The organism is Stenotrophomonas oahuensis, assembly GCF_031834595.1.
Classification (GTDB): domain Bacteria; phylum Pseudomonadota; class Gammaproteobacteria; order Xanthomonadales; family Xanthomonadaceae; genus Stenotrophomonas; species Stenotrophomonas oahuensis.
In genome coordinates, this window is sequence record NZ_CP115541.1 from 3,802,901 (window position 1) to 3,823,024 (window position 20,124).

Consider the following 20,124-nt stretch of genomic DNA (forward strand, 5'->3'; position numbering starts at 1 on the left):
GCGGGCACTACAGCGGCGGGCACCGGCGCGCGGTGCCCGCCTAGTGGTCGGTGAACAGCCACACCGCCGTAAGCCCGCCGAGCAGCAGCAAGCCGAGGCTGAACAGCGTCGTGGCACGGTGACGGGTGACGATCACTCCGCGCTCGATATCGCCGCTGACCTGCCAGTAGCGCACCAATGACCAGACCAGCAATGCCAAGCCCAGCAGCACCATGCCAAAGCCCGCATTGCTGGCGTCGTGCAGCAGCAGGCGGCCACCGGCCGGAGCCTGGTCGTTCTGGATCAGATAGGTGCTGAAGCGGTTGATGGTGATGCCGAACCCGATCAACGAAACAGTGGTACGCAGATAGGCCAGATGCGTGCGCTCATTGGCCATGTGGGTGCGTCCACGTGCCAGGTCGTTGGACAGCGAACCGGTGGACGGGGCGGGGTGCTCAGGATGTGAACCGGGTGTGGACATGGCGTGGACGCTGCAATCCGTGACCTCCGCAATCTAACGAAACGCTGCTGCAGCGTCCTGAGTAAAAGTACCTATCCTCATGGCCGGACCGCGATTTCACGTCGGACCGACCCGTACGCGCCTACAACAGGGCATCGTCCTGCAAAGAGATGCGGCATGGCTCGACCAATCTGGACCGGCTCGCTTTCATTCGGGTTGCTGAACGTCCCGGTGTCCCTCATGTCCGGCGAGCGTCGCATGGACCTCAGCTTCCGCATGCTGGATTCGCGTGACAAGAAGCCGATCCGCTACGAGCGGGTCAATGCGGACACCGGTGAAGAGGTGCCGTGGAAGGATATCGTCAAGGCCTTCGAGTACGACAAGGGCAGCTATGTGGTCATTGAGAAGGAAGATATCGCTGCCGCCGCACCGGAAACGCACGAGTCGATCGATGTGGAAGCCTTTGTGGATGCCGAAAGCATCGACCTGCGCTATTACGAAAAGCCCTACATCCTGATTCCCGGAAAGAAGGCCGAGAAGGGCTATGTGCTCTTGCGCGAAACTCTGAAGGACACCGGCAAGGTCGGCATCGGCCGGGTGGTGATCCGCACCCGCGAATACATCTGTGCGGTGATGCCGGAGGAAGACGCGTTGGTCATGATCCTGCTGCGCTACCCGCAGGAGCTGGTGGCGCTGGACGAGTACAAGCTGCCCAAAGGCAGTGCCAAGGACTACCGGGTGGCCCCCAAAGAGCTGGAAATGGCCCGGAAGCTGATCGAGAGCATGACCTCCAACTGGGATCCAGCTGAATACCAGGATGAGTTCCGTGAGCGGTTGTCGGACATCATCAAAAAGCGGATGAAGCAGGCCGGGGCCACCACGAAGTTCGAGGAGCCCGAGCACCACGAAGATGCCGCTACCAACGTGGTGGACTTCATGGCCCTGCTGCAGAAGAGCCTGGACAGCAACCGGCGCACACCTGCCAAGGCCACCAAGGCAGCGAAGAAATCCGCACCGGCGAAGAAGGCGACCAAGAAGGCAGCAGCGAAGAAGGCACCTGCCAAGAAGGCGGCGACGAAGGCGCGCAAACGCGCGTGACCGGAAGCGTCGCATGAGCCTGAGTGAGTACCGCCGCAAACGCAGTTTCGACAAAACCCGTGAGCCCGAACCGGGCAAAGCCGCGCCACGCGGCCATCGCGCCCTGTTCGTGGTCCAGTTACACCATGCCAGCCGACGGCATTACGACTTCCGCCTGCAGGTGGGCGACGCGCTGAAAAGCTGGGCGGTGCCGAAGGGGCCCAGTTACGATCCCAAGGTCAAGCGGATGGCGGTGGAGGTCGAGGACCATCCCCTTGACTACGCCGGGTTTGAAGGTGAGATACCCAAAGGCGAGTACGGCGGCGGGCATGTGGCGCAGTTCGACCATGGGGTGTGGTCAACCGAAGGAGATGCCGAAGCACAGCTCGCCAAGGGCCACCTGCGCTTCGAGCTGTTCGGTGACAAGCTCAAGGGAGGCTGGCATCTTGTGCGCTCGGGAAAGCCAGCGCGGCAGCCACAGTGGCTGCTGTTCAAGGACAACGACGCGTTCGCCGGCGCGCTCGAGGCCGACGACCTGCTGGCGGATGTCACCTCGGCCCCGGCGGCTGATCGCAAGCGCGCGGGTACCGGCAAGACCCACAAGAAGCGGCTGACGACTGTGGCACCGAAGGCGCGCAAGCGGCGCGTGGACTGGGCCAAGCGGGCGCTGGCATTGGCTGGGGCCCGGAAGGCCGGCGCGCCATCGGGACCGTTTGCGCCACAGTTGGCCAAGCTCGGCGAAAGTCCCCCGCAGGGGGATGCCTGGGTGCACGAAATCAAATGGGATGGTTATCGCATCCTGGCCACGGTCAACAAAGGCGTCGTACGACTGTGGTCGCGAAACGCGCTGGAGTGGACCGACAAAGTGCCGGAGATCCGTGATGCGGTGGCCGCGTTGGGGCTGGAATCGGCCGCGCTGGACGGCGAGCTGATCGCCGGCAAGGGCACCAAGCAGGATTTCAATCTGTTGCAGTCCACGCTGTCCGGTGAGCGCCACGGCGCGCTGACATATGCGTTGTTTGACCTCCTGCACCTGGATGGCGTTGATGTTTCAGAGGCACCGCTGCTGGAGCGGAAACAGCTCCTGCAGTCGCTGCTGGAGGATTCCCCCCGGCAGCTGGCCTACAGTTCGCACGTTGAAGGCGAGGGCGCAAAGGCCTTCGAGATGGCGGGCGAGCAGCACTTCGAGGGCATCATTTCCAAGCGTGCGGACCGTGCTTACCATGGCGGCCGAAGTGACGACTGGCGCAAGACCAAGCAACTTGCCAGCGACGAGTTCGCAGTGGTCGGATACACCGCGCCCAAAGGGAGCCGAACCGGCTTCGGCTCGCTGCTGTTGGCCAGACCCGACGCCGAGCATGGTTGGCGCTTCGCTGGTCGCGTAGGCACAGGCTTCACCGACGCCCGGTTGCGCGAGATCAGCGCACTGATCGGCAAGGCCGGCAGCAAGACCCCCAGTGTCCATATCCCTGAGATGGACACGGATCTTCGCAGTGCCACCTGGTTCAAACCGCGCTTCGTAGTGGAGGTGTTCTATCGGGGCATGGGCGGGCAGCAACTGCTTCGCCAACCGTCATTGAAAGCGGTACGCGAGGACAAGCAGGTGAGTGATCTGAAAGACAGTGATCGGGGCACATCGACAGGCCCGCAGAAGAAGGCGGCCAGAAGGTCGGCAAGATCGAAGAAGGCGGCCAAGGAGATGCCGTCGCTTTCATCGCCCACAAAGGTCCTGTTCGTCGACGACGGCATCACCAAACAGGACGTCTGGAACTACTACACCGCCATCATGGACTACATCCTGCCTGAGATCGTCGGGCGGCCGCTGTCGGTCATCCGCTGCCCTGTAGGCACCGCGAAAGCGTGCTTCTTCCAGAAGCACCATACCGCCGGGATGGAAATCGTGGACACGGTGCGACTGAAGGAAGAAAGTGGGTCGCAGGGCGATTACCTGGTGGTGCGCGAAGCCGCCGGGCTGATGGAACTGGTGCAATTCAACACGCTGGAGTTCCACCCCTGGGGGAGTCATGCCGAATCGCCGGATCGCGCCGACCGCGTAGTGTTCGACCTGGACCCGGGCCCGGGAGTGCCGTTCTCGGAGGTCAAGAAAGCAGCCACTGACATTCGCAGCAAACTGAAGCAGTTGAAGCTGGAGTCGTTCCTGCGGGTATCCGGCGGCAAAGGGCTCCATGTGGTGGTGCCGCTGCGGCCGGGCTGCGACTGGGAGCTGACCAAGCGTTTCGCCAAGGGCTTTGCCGAGGCGCTGGCCGAGACCGAGCCGGACCGTTTCCTTTCCAAAGCCACCAAGAGCCTGCGCAACAAGCGCATCTTCGTGGACTACCTGCGCAACGGGCGCGGTGCCACGGCGGTCGCGTCGTATTCCCTGCGCGCGCGTCCGGGGGCACCTGTGGCCATGCCGATCAGTTGGACCGAGCTGTCCAAACTGCAGCGTGCCGATACGTTCACCCTGAAGACGGTGCCGGCCAAGCTCAAACGGCGGCGCAAGGATCCGTGGGAAGGCATTGATACGCTGAAGCAGAACCTGTCGCGCTGGGCGCGCAAGCCCTCAGGGCGGTGAGCGTCTGGGGCGGACAGACACGTGCGGATGGTCTGGCACGCACCAGCGCCAGGGAATCTCCACCGCCTTGCTGATGCCAATGCGTGGCCCCACCCATGGGGAGTCAGGCGGCGTTACGCCGTCGCTGACGATCGCAACGCCTGAATCGGCACGAACGAGATCTGCTCCGTCCAGAGCGCGGGTGATGCCGAACGCCTGCGACAGCTTGCCCGGGCCGCTCGCCAGGTCGCGATCACGACGCGCCGCAGGACGGGATGCGCGCATGAGATCGAGAGCGCTGACCGGCTCGGCGGCACGCAGCAGTACACCCATTCCCTCACCAACGGGACCACAGACCGCGTTGCTGCCCCAGTGCATGCCATAGGTGAAGTAGACATACAAATGGCCCGCCTCACCAAACATGGTGGCATTGCGCGCCGTCTTTCCCCGGTAGGAGTGTGCGGCGGGGTCTTCACCGCCGGCGTAGGCTTCCACTTCCACGATGCGCGCGGCACGGCCGTCGTCGCGCACCAGCAGCTTGTTGAGGAGTTCAGGTGCCACTTCGGTCGGGTGGCGTGCATAGAAGCGCCGTGGCAGCACAGACCAATCCGCCGGGATCCACGCAGGGGCAAGCGCAATATCGGTCATCAGTCCTGGTCCTCATCGAGGCCGTCACCGTCCCAGGCCACGTTCTCCTCAGAATGAGACTCATCCGGGCTTACCGGTTCCAGCAGGGTGTACTCATCCTGCTTCGGGTCGCGCACGGCCTTGCTCACGTAATGGATCTCAAGCGCATCCGTTCGGGCACGGGCTTTCATTCCTGCGGGGGTATTGATTGAACCGCTCAGCCAGTCCATCGCCACCTGCGGCGAGACGAAGACGGGGCCATCCTGCGAGAGCGGGGCGGGGATGTCCGGATTTGCATCGGTCAGTACTGTAAAGCTGTCCAGGACCTGGCCGGCTTCGTCCTGCCACCGCTCCCAGAGTCCGGCCGCCAGAAGCGCGCGACCGTCCTGGCGCTGTACAAACATCGGCCACGGTGGTTTCCGCTCACGGTCCCATTTGTAGTAGCCGGTCAATGGCACAATGCAGTGGCGGTGCTCCCAGGCACTGGCGAACAGACGGCTGCCCGGTGCCTTGGTCAGGCGCGCGGTCACCGTGGTGTAGGGTGTCGCGGGTTCCTTTGACCAGCGCGGTACCAGTCCCCACTGCATGTCAGTGATCGACGGATCCTCGCCATCCGTCGCGAACAGAACCGCCGCCGGGCAGCCTTTGCCGATGTTGTAACGCTGCACCGCGCTGGCCAAGGCCAGCGTGAGGTGATCCGGAAGGCCGGGCGCAAAGGCGTCCACGTCGACGAAGGCTTGGGCAAAACGGCGCATTCGCGAAGGTTACCGCGCGGTGGGTGATCCGCCTGTCATGTCGCCTTCATGCAGGAAGCAAACACATCCTGGGTCGGGTCATAGGCCCGGGTGCTGACCTGCATCAACCCCAGCAACGAGGAGAACAGCACGTCATGGTCCGTCCGCTGACGGGCGCGCTGCGCCAGGCAGCCGGTGTCCAGGCCGCGCGAGCTGGCGAATCGTTGCGAGAACCACATGATCATCGGCACCGAGGTCTGCTCGGCGGGTGCAATGGCGTAAGGCACCCCATGCAGGTACAAGCCCTTCTCGCCCAGTGACTCGCCATGGTCGGATACATACACCATTGCAGTGTCGTAGTCGCTCATCGCCTGCAGCTCATGGATGGTGCGGGCCAGGAAATGGTCGGTGTACAGCACCGCATTGTCGTATGCGTTGGTGATCTGCTGCGGCGTGCAGTTGCCCAGCTCCGGGTTCTGACAGGGTGGGGTGAACTTGCGGAAGTTGTCCGGGTAGCGCTGGAAGTAGCTGGGGCCATGGTTACCCAGCTGGTGCAGCACCACCACGCGGTCGCCGGGGACGGCACGCACCTTTGCGTCCAGGCCAGCCAGCAGTATCTCGTCCATGCAGCGACCCTCCCTGCACAGTGACGGATCACGGGCATCGGTCAGCGATTCGAACTCGGCTCCCTCGCACACGCCCTTGCAGCCGGACTGGTTGTCGCGCCACAGTGAGGTAATACCGACACGATCAAATACGTTCAACAATGATTGCTGTCCGCGGATGGCTTTCTCGTCATAGTTGCGCCGGCCGATCTGCGAGAACATGCAGGGCAGCGAAACCTCGGTACTCGTTCCGCAGGAATGCATGTCCGGGAAGTTCACCACTCCGATCTGCGCCAACTCGGGAGTGGTCTGGCGCGCATACCCATTCAGACCCCAGTTCTGGGCGCGCACGGTCTCGCCCACCACGATCACAAGCAGGCGCGGACGGCTTCCGGCCGGGCGCGCAGCCACGATGGCGTCCTGCGCGATGGGGGTCTTGGGTGCTTTGGCGATGGGCGAGCTGCTGCGCAGGTTCTGCTTCAGCCCGATAACGTAGTTCATGGGCGTGGCCAGATACTTGATCTCGCGGTGATTGCGCAGCATCGAGGCGACGTCGGCCGATGCAAGCATCACCGAACCCGCGCCGATCACGAGCAACCCCAGCATGAACACCGGGCGTACCCACAGGGTGCGGGTGAACGCACGCGGCACGATGCGAACCCGCCAGAGCAGAAGCGTAGGGAGCACGGCGGTGATCAGCAGCGGCAGGATCAAGCTGGGGGTCATCAGCTCGCGCGATTCCTTGACATCGGTAGCCAGGACATTGCGCACCATGTCGGCGTCGAAGTAGACGCCGTAGCGGGTCATGTAATGCACTGCCATTGCAGTGACGAACAGCAGCACCGTGAGCACAGGTTTCGCGGTCCAGCGCCAGACCAGCAGGGAGAGCAGCAGGCCGTTGGCCGCGATCAGTACCCCCGCCAGCGACACCAGAAACAGCACGCTGCCCGGATGCAGCGCGTGAGCGGCATTCCAGAAGGGGCCGTTGCTGATCAGCGCGAAGAACACGCTTGCCACCAGGATCAGCATTTCCTGGTTCAGAGACGGGCGAAATGCGGAAAGACGGGCAAATACGCCCGTCTTCGGTGCCGGGGTTGCGACTGACGCGTCCAGCGCGATCGACGAAGGGGAGGGGGTTGCAGGAGCCATGCGACCAGCCGCCGTTGGAAAGATGGCGGCGATTCTGGAAGCCGAGAGGTCGGATTGCGGTCGGAGCGGGGCTAGATATTCGTTAACTGCGCGGTTCCGACATTTCCCCGACACCCCCGCGCCATCCTCCGGCCCCAACAGCAGGCCAGAGGAACGCCGCCACCATGAAACACCGCCTTACTGCCCTGACCGCAGCGCTGCTGCTGGTCGTGGCTGCGCTCGCCCTTGGGTGGCATCAATCCCGTTCCAGCGCACCGCCGTCAGGTGCAGCCGTGCCGGTCCTTTCCGTCACCCTGGTGCAGCCACGGCACGAAAGGCTGCCGGTGCGGGTGCCGGCGACCGGCAATATCGCGGCCTGGCAGGAGGCCAGCGTTGGAGCCGAGACAGACGGCCAGCGCCTGACCGAAGTGCTGGTCAACGTCGGTGACGTGGTGCAACAGGGCCAACTGCTCGCACGATTCAGCCCGACATCGCTGCAGGCCTCGCTGGCCGAAGCCGAGGCGGCCGTGACGCTGGCGCGCGCCGAAGCCGATGAGGCAGCGAGCAATCACCAGCGCGCACAGGGTCTGGACGCAGCAGGGGTGATGTCCAAGCAGCAGGTGGGGCAGTACAGCGCTGTCGCGCTGACCAGTCGCGCCCGGCTGCAGGCCGCGCAGGCCGTGGCCGAGCTTGCGCGGTTGCGCGTGCAGCAGACCCGGGTGCTGGCTCCCTCCGACGGAACCATCAGCGCGCGTACGGCGACCGTGGGTGCCGTGGTACCGGCCGGCCAGGAACTGTTCCGGCTGATCAAAGACCATCGGCTGGAATGGCGTGCGGTGGTATCCACTACGGGGCTGGCGCAGGTGCAGGCCGGCCAGCCGGTGCGAATCGCCACTCCGGCGCAGCCCGACGTTGTGGGTCGGGTTCGCATGGTCGGCCCGATGATCGATACCGCCACGCGTAGTGGGCTGGTTTTCGTGGACCTGCCGACGACAACCGTGCTGCGTGCCGGTGCATTCGCACAAGGGCAGATCGAGGTGGGTGATCACGCCGGCCTGACGTTGCCGAACAACGCGGTGTTGGCGCGCGACGGCTTGGATTACGTGATGGAAGTGGGGCAGGGCGGTGCGGTGCACACGCGTCGGGTCACGTTGGGGCAGCGCGTGGGCGAGCGGGTGGAGATCAGTGCGGGGCTGGATGCCGGCACTCGCGTCATCGGCTCAGGTCTGGGTCTGCTCAACGACGGTGACACAGTGCGCGTGGTGAACGGCACTGCGGGGGGCATGCGATGAGTGCCAACCTGTCCATCTGGTCGATCCGCAATCCTGTCGCGGTCACGCTGTTGTTCGTACTGCTGGCGCTGGCCGGTCTGGTCGGCTTCCGTGAGATGAAAGTACAGGATTTCCCGGATATCGACTTCCCGATCATCACCGTCACCGCCACCCTTCCGGGGGCCTCGCCCACGCAACTGGAGAACGACGTTGCGCGCAGGCTGGAAGATGCGCTGGCCAACCTGCAGGGCATCAAGCACATCACGGCGACGCTGGGTGACAGCGTGGTGTCACTGAACGCAGAGTTCGAAGTCGGAGTGCCTGTCCAGCAGGCCATGGATGACGTGCGCAATGCCGTGGCCGGCATACGGGCGGATCTGCCCGCTGAACTGGAAGACCCGGTGATCCGTCGGGTGGAACTGGCGAGCCAGCCGGTGCTGACATTCGCACTGAGCTCCACAACGCTGGATATGGAGCAGCTGTCTTGGTTCATCGACAACCAGGTGAGCAAGCGCCTGCTGGGATCGCCAGGCATCGGGGCCGTACAACGGATAGGCGGGCTCAGTCGCGAAGTGCGGGTGGCGTTGGACCCGGCCCGCCTGCTGGCACTGAACACGACCGCCGCCGACATCTCACGCCAGCTGCGTCAGTCGCAGCTGGAGGCGGCTGGCGGGCGGGTGGATCTGGGCGGCGCTGAACAATCCGTGCGCACGTTAGCGGCGACGGCGTCTGCCGCAGAGATCGCTGCGTTTGAGATCACCCTGAGTGACGGTCGGCACCTGCGCCTGGACGATGTGGCCACCGTCAGTGACACCACGGCCGAGCCCCGCGCTGCTGCCCGCATGGACGGGTGGCCGGTGGTCGCCTTCGATGTGATGCGGGCACGCGGGGCCAGCGAGCTGGAGGTGGCCAGGGTAACGCGGCGGGTGATCGAGGAGCTTCAGCGAGAGCACCCACAGATACAGGTGGAAGAGGCGGTCAGCTACGTGGATCCGATTGCGGCCAACTATCGCGGCTCCATGATGCTGCTGTTGGAAGGTGCGTTGCTTGCGGTGATCGTGGTGTACCTGTTCCTGCGCGACTGGCGCGCCACCTTCATCGCGATCGTGGCGTTGCCGCTCTCGGTCATCCCCACCTTCGCACTGATGCAGTTGATGGGGTTCTCGCTCAATACGGTGTCGCTGCTGTCGTTGTCACTGATCATTGGCGTGCTGGTGGATGACGCGATCGTGGAGATCGAGAACATCGAACGCCACCTGCTGATGGGCAAGGCCCCGCTGGACGCGGCGCGGGACGCCTCCAGCGAGATCGGTCTGGCCGTGGTGGCAACCACGCTGACACTGGTGGCGGTATTCGTGCCGACCTCACTGATGGGCGGTACCGTGGGCCAGTATTTCGTGCAGTTTGGCTGGACCGCCGCGGTCGCCGTGCTGTTCTCGCTGCTGGTCGCGCGAATGCTGACGCCGACCATGGCGGCGTATCTGCTGAAGGCGGCACCTCGTGGCGTCAGCGCGCCACGCTGGGTGGTGCGCTACCTGCGCGTGGTCCGCACCTGCCTGCGGCACCGGCTGCTCACTCTGGCGGCCGCCACAGCCGTGGTGCTGTTGGGGCTGGGGGTGGCTACGCTGCTACCGGGCGAGTTCATGCCGCCGGACGACGGCAACCACGTCCAGGTCCAGTTGACCCTGCCGCCGGGCAGTCGGCTGGCCGATACCCTGGCCAGCGCGGAACAGGCGCGGGCGCTGCTTGCACGCAACCCGTACGTGGAATCGGTGTACACCGCTGTCGGTGCGGGTGGTGCGCGCTCGGGTGAACCGGATGAAGCCGCGCCCAGCGTCGGCGTTACCACCGCAGCGATGACGGTGAACCTCATGCCGCGTGGGGAGCGTCCTCAACGACAGGACGTTGAGAAGGTGCTGCGTGACGCCCTGCAGCCGTTGGCCGGCATCCGCGTGGAAGTGGGGGAGGGCAGCGAAGGCTTCGAGCTGGTGCTCACCGGTGACGATGGCGACCTGCTGGCACGGCATGCCCGTGTGGTGGAGCGTGAGCTGCGCGCGATTCCCGGCGTCGGCGCGGTGGTGTCATCGGCGGCCGTGGTTCGCCCCGAGCTGGAGATCCATCCTGATCCGGCGCGCGCAGCGGACCTCGGTGTCAGCGCCAGCGCCATTGCCGATGCCCTGCGCGTCGCCACCCTCGGCGATTACCGACAGGACCTGGCCAAATTGAACCTGAGTGAGCGCCAGATTCCGGTGGTGGTGCGCCTGGACAACGCAGGGCGCGACGACCTGGACATCCTGCGACGACTGCCGGTGGCCAGCGCCCGGGGCGCGGTGCCGCTGGAGAGCGTGGCGGATGTGCGCCTGGGCAGCGGCCCGGCAGCGCTCAGCCGCCATGACCGCAAGCGCAATGTCACGCTGAATGTGGCCCTGAACGGCCTTCCCCTCGGTGAGGTGGAGCAGCAGGCGATGGCGCTGCCCAGCGTGCGCCACCTGCCTCGCGGTGTTGCCCTGGCCGTGGCTGGCGATTCGGAAGTGATGGGCGAGCTCATCGCTGGTTTCGCGCTGGCGATGGGGGCGGGCGTGCTGTGCGTCTACATGGTGCTGGTGCTGCTGCTGAAGGACTTTGCCCAGCCGCTGACGGTGCTGGTGGCACTGCTGCTCTCGATCCCCGGCGCCTTCCTGGCGCTGTGGTTGAGCGGGCATACGCTGTCCATGCCGTCGATGATCGGCCTGATCATGCTGATGGGCATCACCACCAAGAACGCCATCCTGCTGGTGGACTACATCGTCATTGCCCGCAATGACCTTGGACTGAGCCGGCACCGTGCGGTCATCGATGCATGCCGCAAGCGCGCGCGGCCCATCGTGATGACCACGGTGGCGATGGGGGCCGGCATGCTGCCGGTAGCACTGGGGTGGGGTGCCGATCCCAGCTTCCGCGCGCCCATGGGCGTGGTGGTGATGGGCGGACTGCTGACCTCCACCGTGCTCTGCCTGCTGGTAGTGCCGGTGGCCTACACGGTGATGGATGACGCCGTGCAACACCTGAGACGGCTGTTTGGGAAGGGGGTGCCGGCCCCGGTTCTGCAGGAGCGACGCCCATGAACATGGCGTTTCTCATCCTGCTGTTGGCCATGGTCTACGCCATCGGCAGCGTCTTCTACGTGTACCGCATGCGCGGCCAGCATCGCTACGCCAGTCTGTCCCAGTACCTGCGTAAGAGCTGGCCGGTGTTCGCGCCGTTCAACTGCCTGCTGTACATGGCCACGCGTCCCGAGGCCCGTCACCCGGTGCTGGAACCGCACTACCTGGAGGGCATCCATCGTTTGCGCCGCAACTGGCGCCGCATTCGCGACGAAGCGTTGGCACTCCATGCTGCCGGCAGCATCGATGCCGCTTCAGCCCCGGGTACCGCAGGCCATCATGACGTGGGCTTCCGCACCTTCCACAAGCGCGGCTGGCGGCGGTTCTACCTCAGCTGGTACGGCGAGCCGCATCGCTCCGCGCAGCGTCTGTGCCCCGGCACGGTGCGCCTGCTGGAAGGCATTCCCGGCGTGCGTGCGGCGATGTTCTCGGTATTGCCGCCCGGCGCGGAACTGAGCCTGCATTCCGACCCGCTGGCGTGCTCGCTGCGCTATCACCTCGGCCTGGACACTCCCGAGTCCGACGACTGTTTCATCCAGGTGGATGGCCACCCGGTCTCCTGGCGCAATGGACAGGATTTCGTCTTCGATGAGACGTATCCGCACTTCGTGAGAAATGACACGGACGCGGTGCGCATCATTCTGATGTGCGATGTGGAGCGCCCCATGCACCTGCCGGGACGCGTGTTCAACCGGCTGTACGCGGGGTTGGCCCGGGGCATGACCGTGCCCAACACGCCCGAGGACTGGCAGGGCCCGGTGAGCTGGTTGTTCGCCCGCGTGGCGCCGCTGCGCGAACGTGGCCTGCGTTTGAAACGCTCCCATCGCCGCCTGTACGATCTGCTCAAGCTGAGCCTCAATATTGGCCTGTTGCTGCTTTGCCTGGGCGGCGTATGGGCCGTGCTAGAGTTCGCCTCACAGGCGTTCGCGCTGATGCAGCATTACGCCTCCGGGATCACCTTCCCGATCTTTTTCCTGGGACGCTCCTGGCAATGAGCACTACATCACTGTCGATTCTGATCATCGAGGACAACGCCCAGCTGGCAGCGAACCTCTACGATTACCTGGAAGCCTGTGGGCATCAGTTGGACGCCGCGCCGGACGGCCTCTCCGGTCTACACCTGGCATCGTCAAAGCACTATGACGCCATCGTGCTGGACTGGAACCTGCCACGGCTGGACGGTCTGAGCATGCTGCGCTGGTTGCGCGGCGATGCGAAGAACATGGTGCCGGTGATCATGCTGACCGCACGCGACCAGGTGGCTGACAAGATCGACGGCTTTGAATCCGGCCTGGACGACTACCTCGTCAAGCCCGTGGCCCTGCCGGAGATCGAAGTGCGGCTGCGCTCGCTGGTGGCGCGACGCCGACAGGCGGGCACCGCGGCCAACGTGCTGAGCGTGGCGGACCTGCACTTCGACCTGGGTACGCTGCAGGTGCGGCGGGGTGAACGCGAGGTCACCCTGACCCGCACCGGCCGTCGCCTGCTCGAGCTGCTGATGCGGGAAAGCCCGCAGGTGGTCAGCCGCGCGCGACTGGAGCATGCGGCGTGGGGCGATGCCGTGCCCGGCACGGATCTGCTGAGGTCGCACATGTACGTGCTGCGGCGCGCGATTGAAGTGGATGACGAACCGCCATTGCTGCACACGGTGTCCGGCTCCGGTTACCGGATCTTCGCCCGTGACTAGGCCGGCACCCCGGCGGGGGCGCGGCGTGCATTGGTGGACCAGCGTTGCCCTGATCGTACTGGGACTGCTGATCCTGCTTGCGATCGCCATCCAGAGCTTCAGCGGCCAGCTGCTGATGGAAAGCCGCTACTGGCCCCAACTTCTGCAGTCCATGTCCAAGGAGCATGCGCAGCTGGTACGCGAGGGCAGGCAGGACCTGCTGCCGCGCGAAGGGCTGATGCGTTCCTGGTACGTGGTGGGCGAGCAGGGGCGGGCCGATGTTCCCGCACACCTGGTGGACCAGCCACCGGGGGGCTACACGTCGGAATCCTCGATCCTCGGCGACACGCTCAGCACCGGCCCGGAAGACGGCGAAACCTATCATGCGTTGGTCGTTGACCTGCCGCCCGGTCGGTTGATTACCCAGATCAGCATCGAACCGCTGGAACAACAGCAGAACCGCTACGCTCGGTACAGTGCGTTGTGGGTGTTCTGCTTTGCTGGTGTTATCGCGGGCCTGATCGCCTGGCTGCATGCGAATCTGGTCCGCCCGGTACGAGATCTGGCTGCACGCATGCAGAGCATCGACCCCAGTGACAGCCTGGCTCGCCTGCCCACCGACTACCGGCGCGAGGAAATCCAGATCATTGCCCAGGCCAGCAATGCGCATCTCGAACGGGTTGCCCGCTTCATTGAACGCGAGCGCAGTCTGCTTGACCAGGCCAGCCACGAATTCAGAACGCCGATTGCGGTGATTGCCGGTGCCATCGACGTGCTCAAACAACAGCCCTTGCCCGCTACATCGGCTCCGGCCATGTTACGTATTGAAAATGCGGTGGCCGATCTCTCCGAGACCATGGTCGCACTGCTGTACCTGGCCCGGGAAGCGCCCGCTGCGGGGGCACCGCTGGAAATCACCGCACTGCACGATCTGCTGCCGCGGCTGTTGCAGGACCACGAACATCTGCTGGGTAGCAAAGCCGCGTTCCTGCAGCTGGGTGCTTTGGAGCCTACCTTCATTGCCGCACCCGAAGCGATGGTGCGTATCGCCGCCAGCAATCTGTTGCGGAACGCGATCGAGAACACCGAGTCAGGCAAGGTGGAAGTTGCGCTGCAGGACGGCGTGCTCAGCATCACCGATTCTGGCAGGGGGTTCGACCCGGTAGAGGCCGCGCGCCGCTATCGCGACATCCTGCGGCAAAGCGCCCCGATACGCGGGCAGGGGCTGGGCCTGTTCCTGATCGGGCGCATCTGCGACCGCTTTGGCTGGGCACTGACGTTGGATTCCAGTGAACGTGGCACACGCGCCGCGCTGGACATGTCCCCCAGCCGTATCGACATCGGCTGAGATAGACAGCACGCATTCATCCCCAGGCGGGACGCGCGACATTTCGGCGACATCGAACGCTCATTCTGCGCACTCCATCAGCAGAGGTCTCGTGTCTTATGAAGAAGTTCCTGTGGCCGGTACTGGCCTGTGGTTTGTCCTTCCATGTGGTGGCGCAGGAAGGCGCGGAGGGCAACGGACAGGGTGAGCAGGGGCCGCCACGGTGGGGCTTGGGACTGGGTGCTGTGGTGACCGACAGCGCGTACGCAGGGGAGGGCACCCGGGTGATGCCGTTCCCCCTGGTGAGCTACAACGGCGACCACTTCTACGTTGAAGGCCTGACTGCCGGTTGGAAGTTCATAGAGAGCAACAACTTCAATGCCGCCGTCGTCGCCAAGGCCCGCATGGACGGTTTCGACGTGAAGGACCTCGGTCGCCGCGAGCTGGCCGAGAACGGTATTGATTACCGACTGCTGGAAGATCGTGACAAGGCGCTGGACCTGGGCACCAAGCTGGTGTGGCGGGGTGGTTTCGGCGAGCTGGAGTTCGAAGCCCTGGCCGACGTGACCGACGCCAGCGGCGGGCAGGAAGCATCGCTGCAGTATGGCTATGGTTTCAAGGCCGGCAAAGGTCAGTTGACTCCGAACGTGGGCGTCACCTGGCAGTCCAAGGACATGGGCAACTACTACTACGGAACATTGAAGGAAGAGGTTGCCCGTGGTGTGATCGACTACCGTCCCGGAAGCGTGACCGTGCCGCATGTGGGCGTGAGCTACTTCCGCCCGCTGGGCGAGAAGTGGAGCATGATGGGTTTCGCGCAGTACAAGCTGCTGCCCGATAAGATCACCGACAGCCCGCTGATCGAGCGGGATACCGACGGAAGCGCTACCGTGTTCCTGGGGTTCATGCGCGGGTTCTGATGCCGTCCAGGTGCGGGGATTGATCGAAGCACTCAAGCAGCAGATCGGTCAGTACCCGCACTTTGCGTGACGGGTGTCGTCCCGGCGGGCGCACCACATAGATGCCTGCGGATGGCGGCGGATAATTCTGCATCACTACCTGCAAGGTGCCATTGGCGAGGTGTTCGGCGATGATGCCGTCCGGCAGCCAGGCTACGCCCAATCCGGCGACCGCCGCGACCGCCAACGCTGTGCCGTTGTCAGCCTTGAATCGACCCTGCGGACGCACGCTCACCACTTTGTCGCCGTCCAGCAGCTGCCAGGGCTCGGTGCCCTGCATCAAGGCCTGGTGCTGCGCCAGCTGCTCCGGCGTTTCCGGCGCACCGTGTGTGGCAATGTAGGCAGGACTGGCCACCATCTTGCCGTTCAGTGGACCTACGCAGCGGGCGACCAGACTGGAGTCGGCGAGGTAGCCAACGCGGATGGCGCAGTCGAAGCCTTCTGTCACCATGTCGACAAAGCGATCGCTGTAATGCGTATGCACCTGCAGATGCGGGTGTCGCATAGCCAACTCGGCAAGTATCGAAGCGAAGTGGGTGGGGCCAAACGTCAGCGGCAGGGCAATGCGCAGCCGTCCACGCAGCTCACCTTCCGGCTGCAGCGCTTCGCGGGCCTGATCGATCTCCGCACAGGCCTTGGCCGCATGCTCGCGAAACACCGCACCCGCCTCGGTCAGCGCGGCCCCACGGGTGGTTCGGGCGAGCAGCTGGACGCCCAATTCAGCCTCCAGGCGCGCCAGTGCACGGCTGGCGATGGATTTGGAGATGCCGAGCCGACGTGCACCGGGGGAGACGCCGCCTGCATCCGCCACTTCCACGAACGTCCGCAGATCTTCGATATCCATGCCGCGTCCTTCTGATGAATCTGCATCCTGCCACAGCCGGGCAGCAGACGTCGTTCCGCGCGGCGCGACACAGCTGCGCTCGGAGTGGATCTACCGGCAGTCGTCGTGGGATGACAAGGTTTCAGCCTCACCCTTCACTGCAGCAAAGGATGCATTCATGGCGTTCCGTAATGGTCTTTCCTCGCTTCTTCGCCCCGAAGACTCGGTTGTGGTGCTGATCGACCATCAGCCCTACCAGCTGGCGAACCTCAACAGCCACGACCCGCAGGCCGTAGTGAACAATGCAACCGCGCTGGCCAAGGTCGCCAAGGTGTTCGACGTCCCGACCATCCTCACCAGCGTGATCGCCGAACGTGGCGGCCTGATCTTCCCGCACATCACTGACGTGTTCCCCGACCAGAAGGTGATCGACCGCACCTTCATCAACACCTGGGAAGACCCGGCCGTGGTCGACGTGGTGAAGGAAACCGGACGCAAGCAGCTGATCATTGCCGGCCTGTGGACCGAGATATGCGTTGCCATGCCGGTGATTCAGGCATTGGGGGAAGGCTGGGACGTCACCGTGGTCACCGATGCCTGCGGTGCGGTTTCCACCGAAGCACACGAAGTGGCGATCCAGCGGATGATTTCTGCCGGTGCAAACGTGATGACCTGGGTGGCGGTGGCCGCCGAATGGCAGCGTGACTGGGCACGTCTGGAGCACGTGGAAGCACTGACCGAGGTATTCAAGTACCACGCGGCGGGCAGCGGCGTGGCGTATCTTTGGGAACAGCAGTTGCTCAATACGCCGGCTCCACGCGCGGCCAGCTGAGACTGGACGGGCAGCCCTCGGCGGAGCACTTCCGTCGAGGGCCGCCTGCGCACCCTGCAATGCCACCCCAGGGGTGATGGCGACAACCACAACGGCGTCACCTGACCCGGGTGATAGTCTAGCGTGAGCTGTTCTGTGGGTGCGAGACAATGAAGATTCTGGTGACCGGCGCAACCGGGCTTGTGGGGCAGGGCGTGGTCCTGGCCTGTCAGGCCTCGGCAGCGGTGGAGCGTTTGGCGGTGCTGGTACGCAAGGGGGGCGATGCGCCCGCTGGCGTTGAGGAAATCGTACTGGCCGATTTCCTGCAGGCGAACGAAGTGGTGCCGCTTCTGGGCGGATTCGACGCCTGTTTCTACTGTGCCGGCGCACCGCCAGTAGGCACGCCGGAGGCGGAATACCGGCGGGTGACGCTGGACGCCACTGTAGCGGTTGCCCGCGCCTGGGCCCAGGCTAATCCGGTCGGGCGGTTCCTGTATGTGTCCGGTGCGTATGCAGATCCCGACAGCCGGGTGATGCCGCTGCGGGTCAAGGGAGAGACCGAGCGTGCGCTCGCCGTTCTGCCGATTGTAGCCTTGATGCTGCGCCCGGGTGGCGTGCGGCCCGTCGAGGGCACCGGCACCCGGCATGGCGCGCTGAAGCCCCTGTATCAGTTCGGCGGACCGTTGATGAGGCTGGCCGAGCGCATGACGCCCGGCATGGCGACCAGCAACGAGGCAATTGGTCGCACCATGCTGGCCTTGGCAGCGATGCCTTCACCCCCTAACGTGGTGGAATGCGACCAGATCAATGCACTGGCCGCGAAGTAGACGGAACGCCCCGGTTATTTCCGTGACGCATCACGCCCGCCAACCCACTCGATCCGAGGCATGCGATGTCGAAACAGGGAGTAGGGGAGAAGGCGCATGCCCTGGCCAAGCGGGAGTGCGCCGCGATTCTGCAGGGGCTTTCGGCCACCGGCACCCCTGAGCCAGCGATCCATTCCGCGCGCAAGGCCATTCGCAGGTTGCGCGGGTTGTTGGCATTGCTGGAGCGAAGTCAGCTGGACCTTGATCGTGCAGACGCGTCGCTGCAGCGATTGGGAGACAGCCTTTCAGATATGCGCGATGCCCACGTGGTAGCGGAGGCGGCCGAGCGTCTGCAGACAGAACATCCAGAGGCGCAGCTGGGGCCGGCATGCGCAGCATTGCAGTGGCGTGGTGAGCGCGTTATGCGAAATCAGCTGGGAAAGGATCCCTTGCTAGGTCGCCGGCGAAAGCAACTCGCAGATGTGGCGCTGTGGCTGGATGCGCTGCCCTGGCATGCAGTGAAAGCTTCTGACATCAAAGCCGGATTGCTGCATAGCGAACGTCGCGCCCGCAAGGCGCAGAAACGCGCTGCGCACGACGATAGCCCTGAGAACGTCCATCGTTGGCGTCGACGGGTACGCAGACTGCGCATGCAACTTGAGGCATTGCCTGAGCTGGGTCTGAAGACTACGGCGCTGGTCGATGCGCTGCATGGTCCTGGTAAAGCCAAGGCGCTTCATAAAGTGAGCGATCAGTTGGGTTGGCAGCAGGATCTTCGGATGCTGCGCAACCTGGTGCGGCCGATGCCCGTTTGGGATGGCAAGCCGGAGGTGATGGGTCTGATTGACCGGTTGATGGCGGATGCTGGTGCTCGGGGTGGTAGTGCCTAAGCCGGTCGGGTTTCGCCGGTGCGACGGCGTGGATTTCTTGAAATCTGGGTGACCTGCAGAGGCTCAGGGTTGCAGATTTCAAAGGATACGATTGCATGTTTCCTATAAAATGTGCACTGTTGACCTAGGTTAAGAGACTTCCCAGGAGCCAGCCGTGCTTAGCATGACAATCGAGCAACTTCGTGCCGCTTACAACGCAGGCGGCGTAGAGGGCGTGACTTTAAAGGGTGCTGGCGGGTCGTTCCTGGTGAAGATTGCAACGCGCAGCGGTGCCGATGCCCTTTTGGCTAAAGCCCGAAGCGCGGAACCGCGGCGATTCGGCAATCTGGCGGCAGCTCTGAACGTCCTGCGGGACATCGGCATTACAGCCGGGCAGTTCGACGCCAGCGAATGGGATCCGGATGAGAAGTTGGAGACTGCAGGAAACCGGGGGCGAGCCGAAGCCATGCGCAAAGCCCACCAAGCTGCGGCATATTCCGAATGGCTTGCCGGCGAAATCCAGGAAGCCATTGATGACCCGGAACCGAGCATCCCCCATGAAGACGTCCTTGCTCGCATGGACGCGCAGATAGCCCGCAAGTTGGCGAAATGACAGTTTCAGGTTCGCAATACCAAATAGCGTGGCGACCGTCTGCAGCGCGGGATCTTGAAAGGATCGTTGACTTCATTTCGGACGACAGTCCGGCAACGGCGGCAGTGTTTGGTCGCGAGATCCGCGGGAGGACGTTGTTGCTGGCCGAGCATCCGAGGATCGGCAGGACAGGCAGACCCGGCGTACCAGGACATGTCCGGGAATGGGTAATCCATCAAAACTACATAGCGCTTTACCGCGTGCTGGAGGAGTCCAAAACGGTGGAGATCCTACGACTGTGTCGGTTCCCCTAGATGATGCGAGCACGAAAAAAGCGTGTCGAATCAAGCGATTGGGGAGCCAAATCCGCCAGCGCGAAGAACTTTTGGGGTAGCTTTGCACCGCGGACGCATGAACTAGTGACCAATTCTTGGACAGGAGCAGTATCTCGGAACATGGTCAGATTGAAGCCCCCCGCGAAGGTGGAAATAGTGGTCGCATTTTCCGAAGAACATGGTGTAAAAACTATAGTCTTCAACAGCTTGCATTGAGACTTGCCAAAAGCTGTGCTATGACTCCGAAAACGAACGCGACGGGATCACTAAGCATGGTCTGAGCCAACACCCGCCTAGGCTGGAAAAACGAATGGCCTGGGCGGCAACCCAAGCCATTCAACACAAACGTCGGTGTCGT

The 20,124-nt window shown here is 64.0% G+C and carries 18 protein-coding genes; 13 read left to right on the forward strand and 5 right to left on the reverse strand.

The annotated features are described in order from the left end of the window. Positions 1-40 precede the first annotated feature (40 nt). Complete coding sequence (locus PDM29_RS16995) at positions 41-460, reverse strand: YidH family protein (protein ID WP_311191234.1); 420 nt, start codon at positions 458-460, stop codon at positions 41-43. Between the two features lie 156 nt (positions 461-616). Between PDM29_RS16995 and ku the strand changes: the two genes are divergently transcribed. Further along, positions 617-1,537, forward strand: coding sequence for a non-homologous end joining protein Ku (gene ku, locus PDM29_RS17000; protein WP_311191235.1), 921 nt, complete (start codon positions 617-619; stop codon positions 1,535-1,537). Between the two features lie 13 nt (positions 1,538-1,550). Next, positions 1,551-4,091, forward strand: a complete 2,541-nt coding sequence (gene ligD, locus PDM29_RS17005) for a DNA ligase D (protein ID WP_311191236.1) — start codon at positions 1,551-1,553, stop codon at positions 4,089-4,091. Here ligD and PDM29_RS17010 read toward each other — a convergent pair. From PDM29_RS17010 to PDM29_RS17020, 3 genes are read right to left on the reverse strand one after another with little or no spacing between them, the layout of a single operon-like run. Further along, positions 4,080-4,718, reverse strand: a complete 639-nt coding sequence (locus PDM29_RS17010; protein WP_311191237.1) for a DNA-3-methyladenine glycosylase — start codon at positions 4,716-4,718, stop codon at positions 4,080-4,082. The genes ligD and PDM29_RS17010 overlap by 12 nt on opposite strands. Further along, positions 4,718-5,452 (reverse strand): SOS response-associated peptidase, encoded by a 735-nt coding sequence (locus PDM29_RS17015; protein WP_311191238.1) that lies wholly within the window; start codon positions 5,450-5,452, stop codon positions 4,718-4,720. Before PDM29_RS17015 ends, PDM29_RS17010 begins: the two co-directional genes overlap by 1 nt. 35 nt (positions 5,453-5,487) lie before the next feature. Further along, on the reverse strand, positions 5,488-7,149 hold the full coding sequence (locus PDM29_RS17020) for a phosphoethanolamine transferase (RefSeq protein WP_425508757.1): 1,662 nt from the start codon (positions 7,147-7,149) through the stop codon (positions 5,488-5,490). Between the two features lie 200 nt (positions 7,150-7,349). Here PDM29_RS17020 and PDM29_RS17025 point away from each other — a divergent pair, with 200 nt between their 5' ends. The 6 genes from PDM29_RS17025 (at position 7,350) to PDM29_RS17050 (ending at position 15,491) form a co-directional block, all read left to right on the forward strand. Then, positions 7,350-8,456, forward strand: a complete 1,107-nt coding sequence (locus tag PDM29_RS17025) for an efflux RND transporter periplasmic adaptor subunit (protein WP_311191240.1) — start codon at positions 7,350-7,352, stop codon at positions 8,454-8,456. Then, positions 8,453-11,539 (forward strand): efflux RND transporter permease subunit, encoded by a 3,087-nt coding sequence (locus PDM29_RS17030; RefSeq protein ID WP_311191241.1) that lies wholly within the window; start codon positions 8,453-8,455, stop codon positions 11,537-11,539. Before PDM29_RS17025 ends, PDM29_RS17030 begins: the two co-directional genes overlap by 4 nt. After that, on the forward strand, positions 11,536-12,573 hold the full coding sequence (locus tag PDM29_RS17035) for an aspartyl/asparaginyl beta-hydroxylase domain-containing protein (protein ID WP_311191242.1): 1,038 nt from the start codon (positions 11,536-11,538) through the stop codon (positions 12,571-12,573). Before PDM29_RS17030 ends, PDM29_RS17035 begins: the two co-directional genes overlap by 4 nt. A gap of 11 nt (positions 12,574-12,584) precedes the next feature. Continuing rightward, positions 12,585-13,265, forward strand: coding sequence for a response regulator transcription factor (locus PDM29_RS17040; protein WP_311193817.1), 681 nt, complete (start codon positions 12,585-12,587; stop codon positions 13,263-13,265). After that, positions 13,258-14,592, forward strand: a complete 1,335-nt coding sequence (locus PDM29_RS17045) for a sensor histidine kinase (RefSeq protein ID WP_311191243.1) — start codon at positions 13,258-13,260, stop codon at positions 14,590-14,592. The genes PDM29_RS17040 and PDM29_RS17045 overlap by 8 nt, the downstream gene beginning before the upstream one ends. A 98-nt stretch (positions 14,593-14,690) precedes the next feature. Beyond that, entirely contained in the window at positions 14,691-15,491 is an 801-nt protein-coding gene (locus PDM29_RS17050; protein WP_311191244.1) for a MipA/OmpV family protein, read from the forward strand. Here PDM29_RS17050 and PDM29_RS17055 read toward each other — a convergent pair. Next, positions 15,475-16,374 (reverse strand): LysR family transcriptional regulator, encoded by a 900-nt coding sequence (locus tag PDM29_RS17055; RefSeq protein WP_311191245.1) that lies wholly within the window; start codon positions 16,372-16,374, stop codon positions 15,475-15,477. The two genes, PDM29_RS17050 and PDM29_RS17055, sit on opposite strands and share 17 nt — an antisense overlap. A 157-nt stretch (positions 16,375-16,531) precedes the next feature. Here PDM29_RS17055 and PDM29_RS17060 point away from each other — a divergent pair, with 157 nt between their 5' ends. The 5 genes from PDM29_RS17060 (at position 16,532) to PDM29_RS17080 (ending at position 19,745) form a co-directional block, all read left to right on the forward strand. Further along, on the forward strand, positions 16,532-17,185 hold the full coding sequence (locus tag PDM29_RS17060; RefSeq protein WP_311191246.1) for a hydrolase: 654 nt from the start codon (positions 16,532-16,534) through the stop codon (positions 17,183-17,185). Positions 17,186-17,334: 149 nt separating this feature from the next. Then, entirely contained in the window at positions 17,335-17,991 is a 657-nt protein-coding gene (locus PDM29_RS17065) for an NAD-dependent epimerase/dehydratase family protein (RefSeq protein ID WP_311191247.1), read from the forward strand. A gap of 65 nt (positions 17,992-18,056) precedes the next feature. Further along, positions 18,057-18,860 carry a CHAD domain-containing protein gene (locus PDM29_RS17070; RefSeq protein ID WP_311191248.1) on the forward strand — a complete coding sequence of 268 codons (804 nt, stop codon included), beginning with the start codon at positions 18,057-18,059 and terminating at the stop codon, positions 18,858-18,860. 163 nt (positions 18,861-19,023) lie between these two features. Further along, positions 19,024-19,452, forward strand: a complete 429-nt coding sequence (locus PDM29_RS17075; RefSeq protein WP_311193818.1) for an antitoxin PaaA2 family protein — start codon at positions 19,024-19,026, stop codon at positions 19,450-19,452. Further along, positions 19,449-19,745, forward strand: a complete 297-nt coding sequence (locus PDM29_RS17080) for a type II toxin-antitoxin system RelE/ParE family toxin (protein ID WP_311191249.1) — start codon at positions 19,449-19,451, stop codon at positions 19,743-19,745. The genes PDM29_RS17075 and PDM29_RS17080 overlap by 4 nt, the downstream gene beginning before the upstream one ends. The last annotated feature ends 379 nt before the right edge of the window (positions 19,746-20,124 follow it).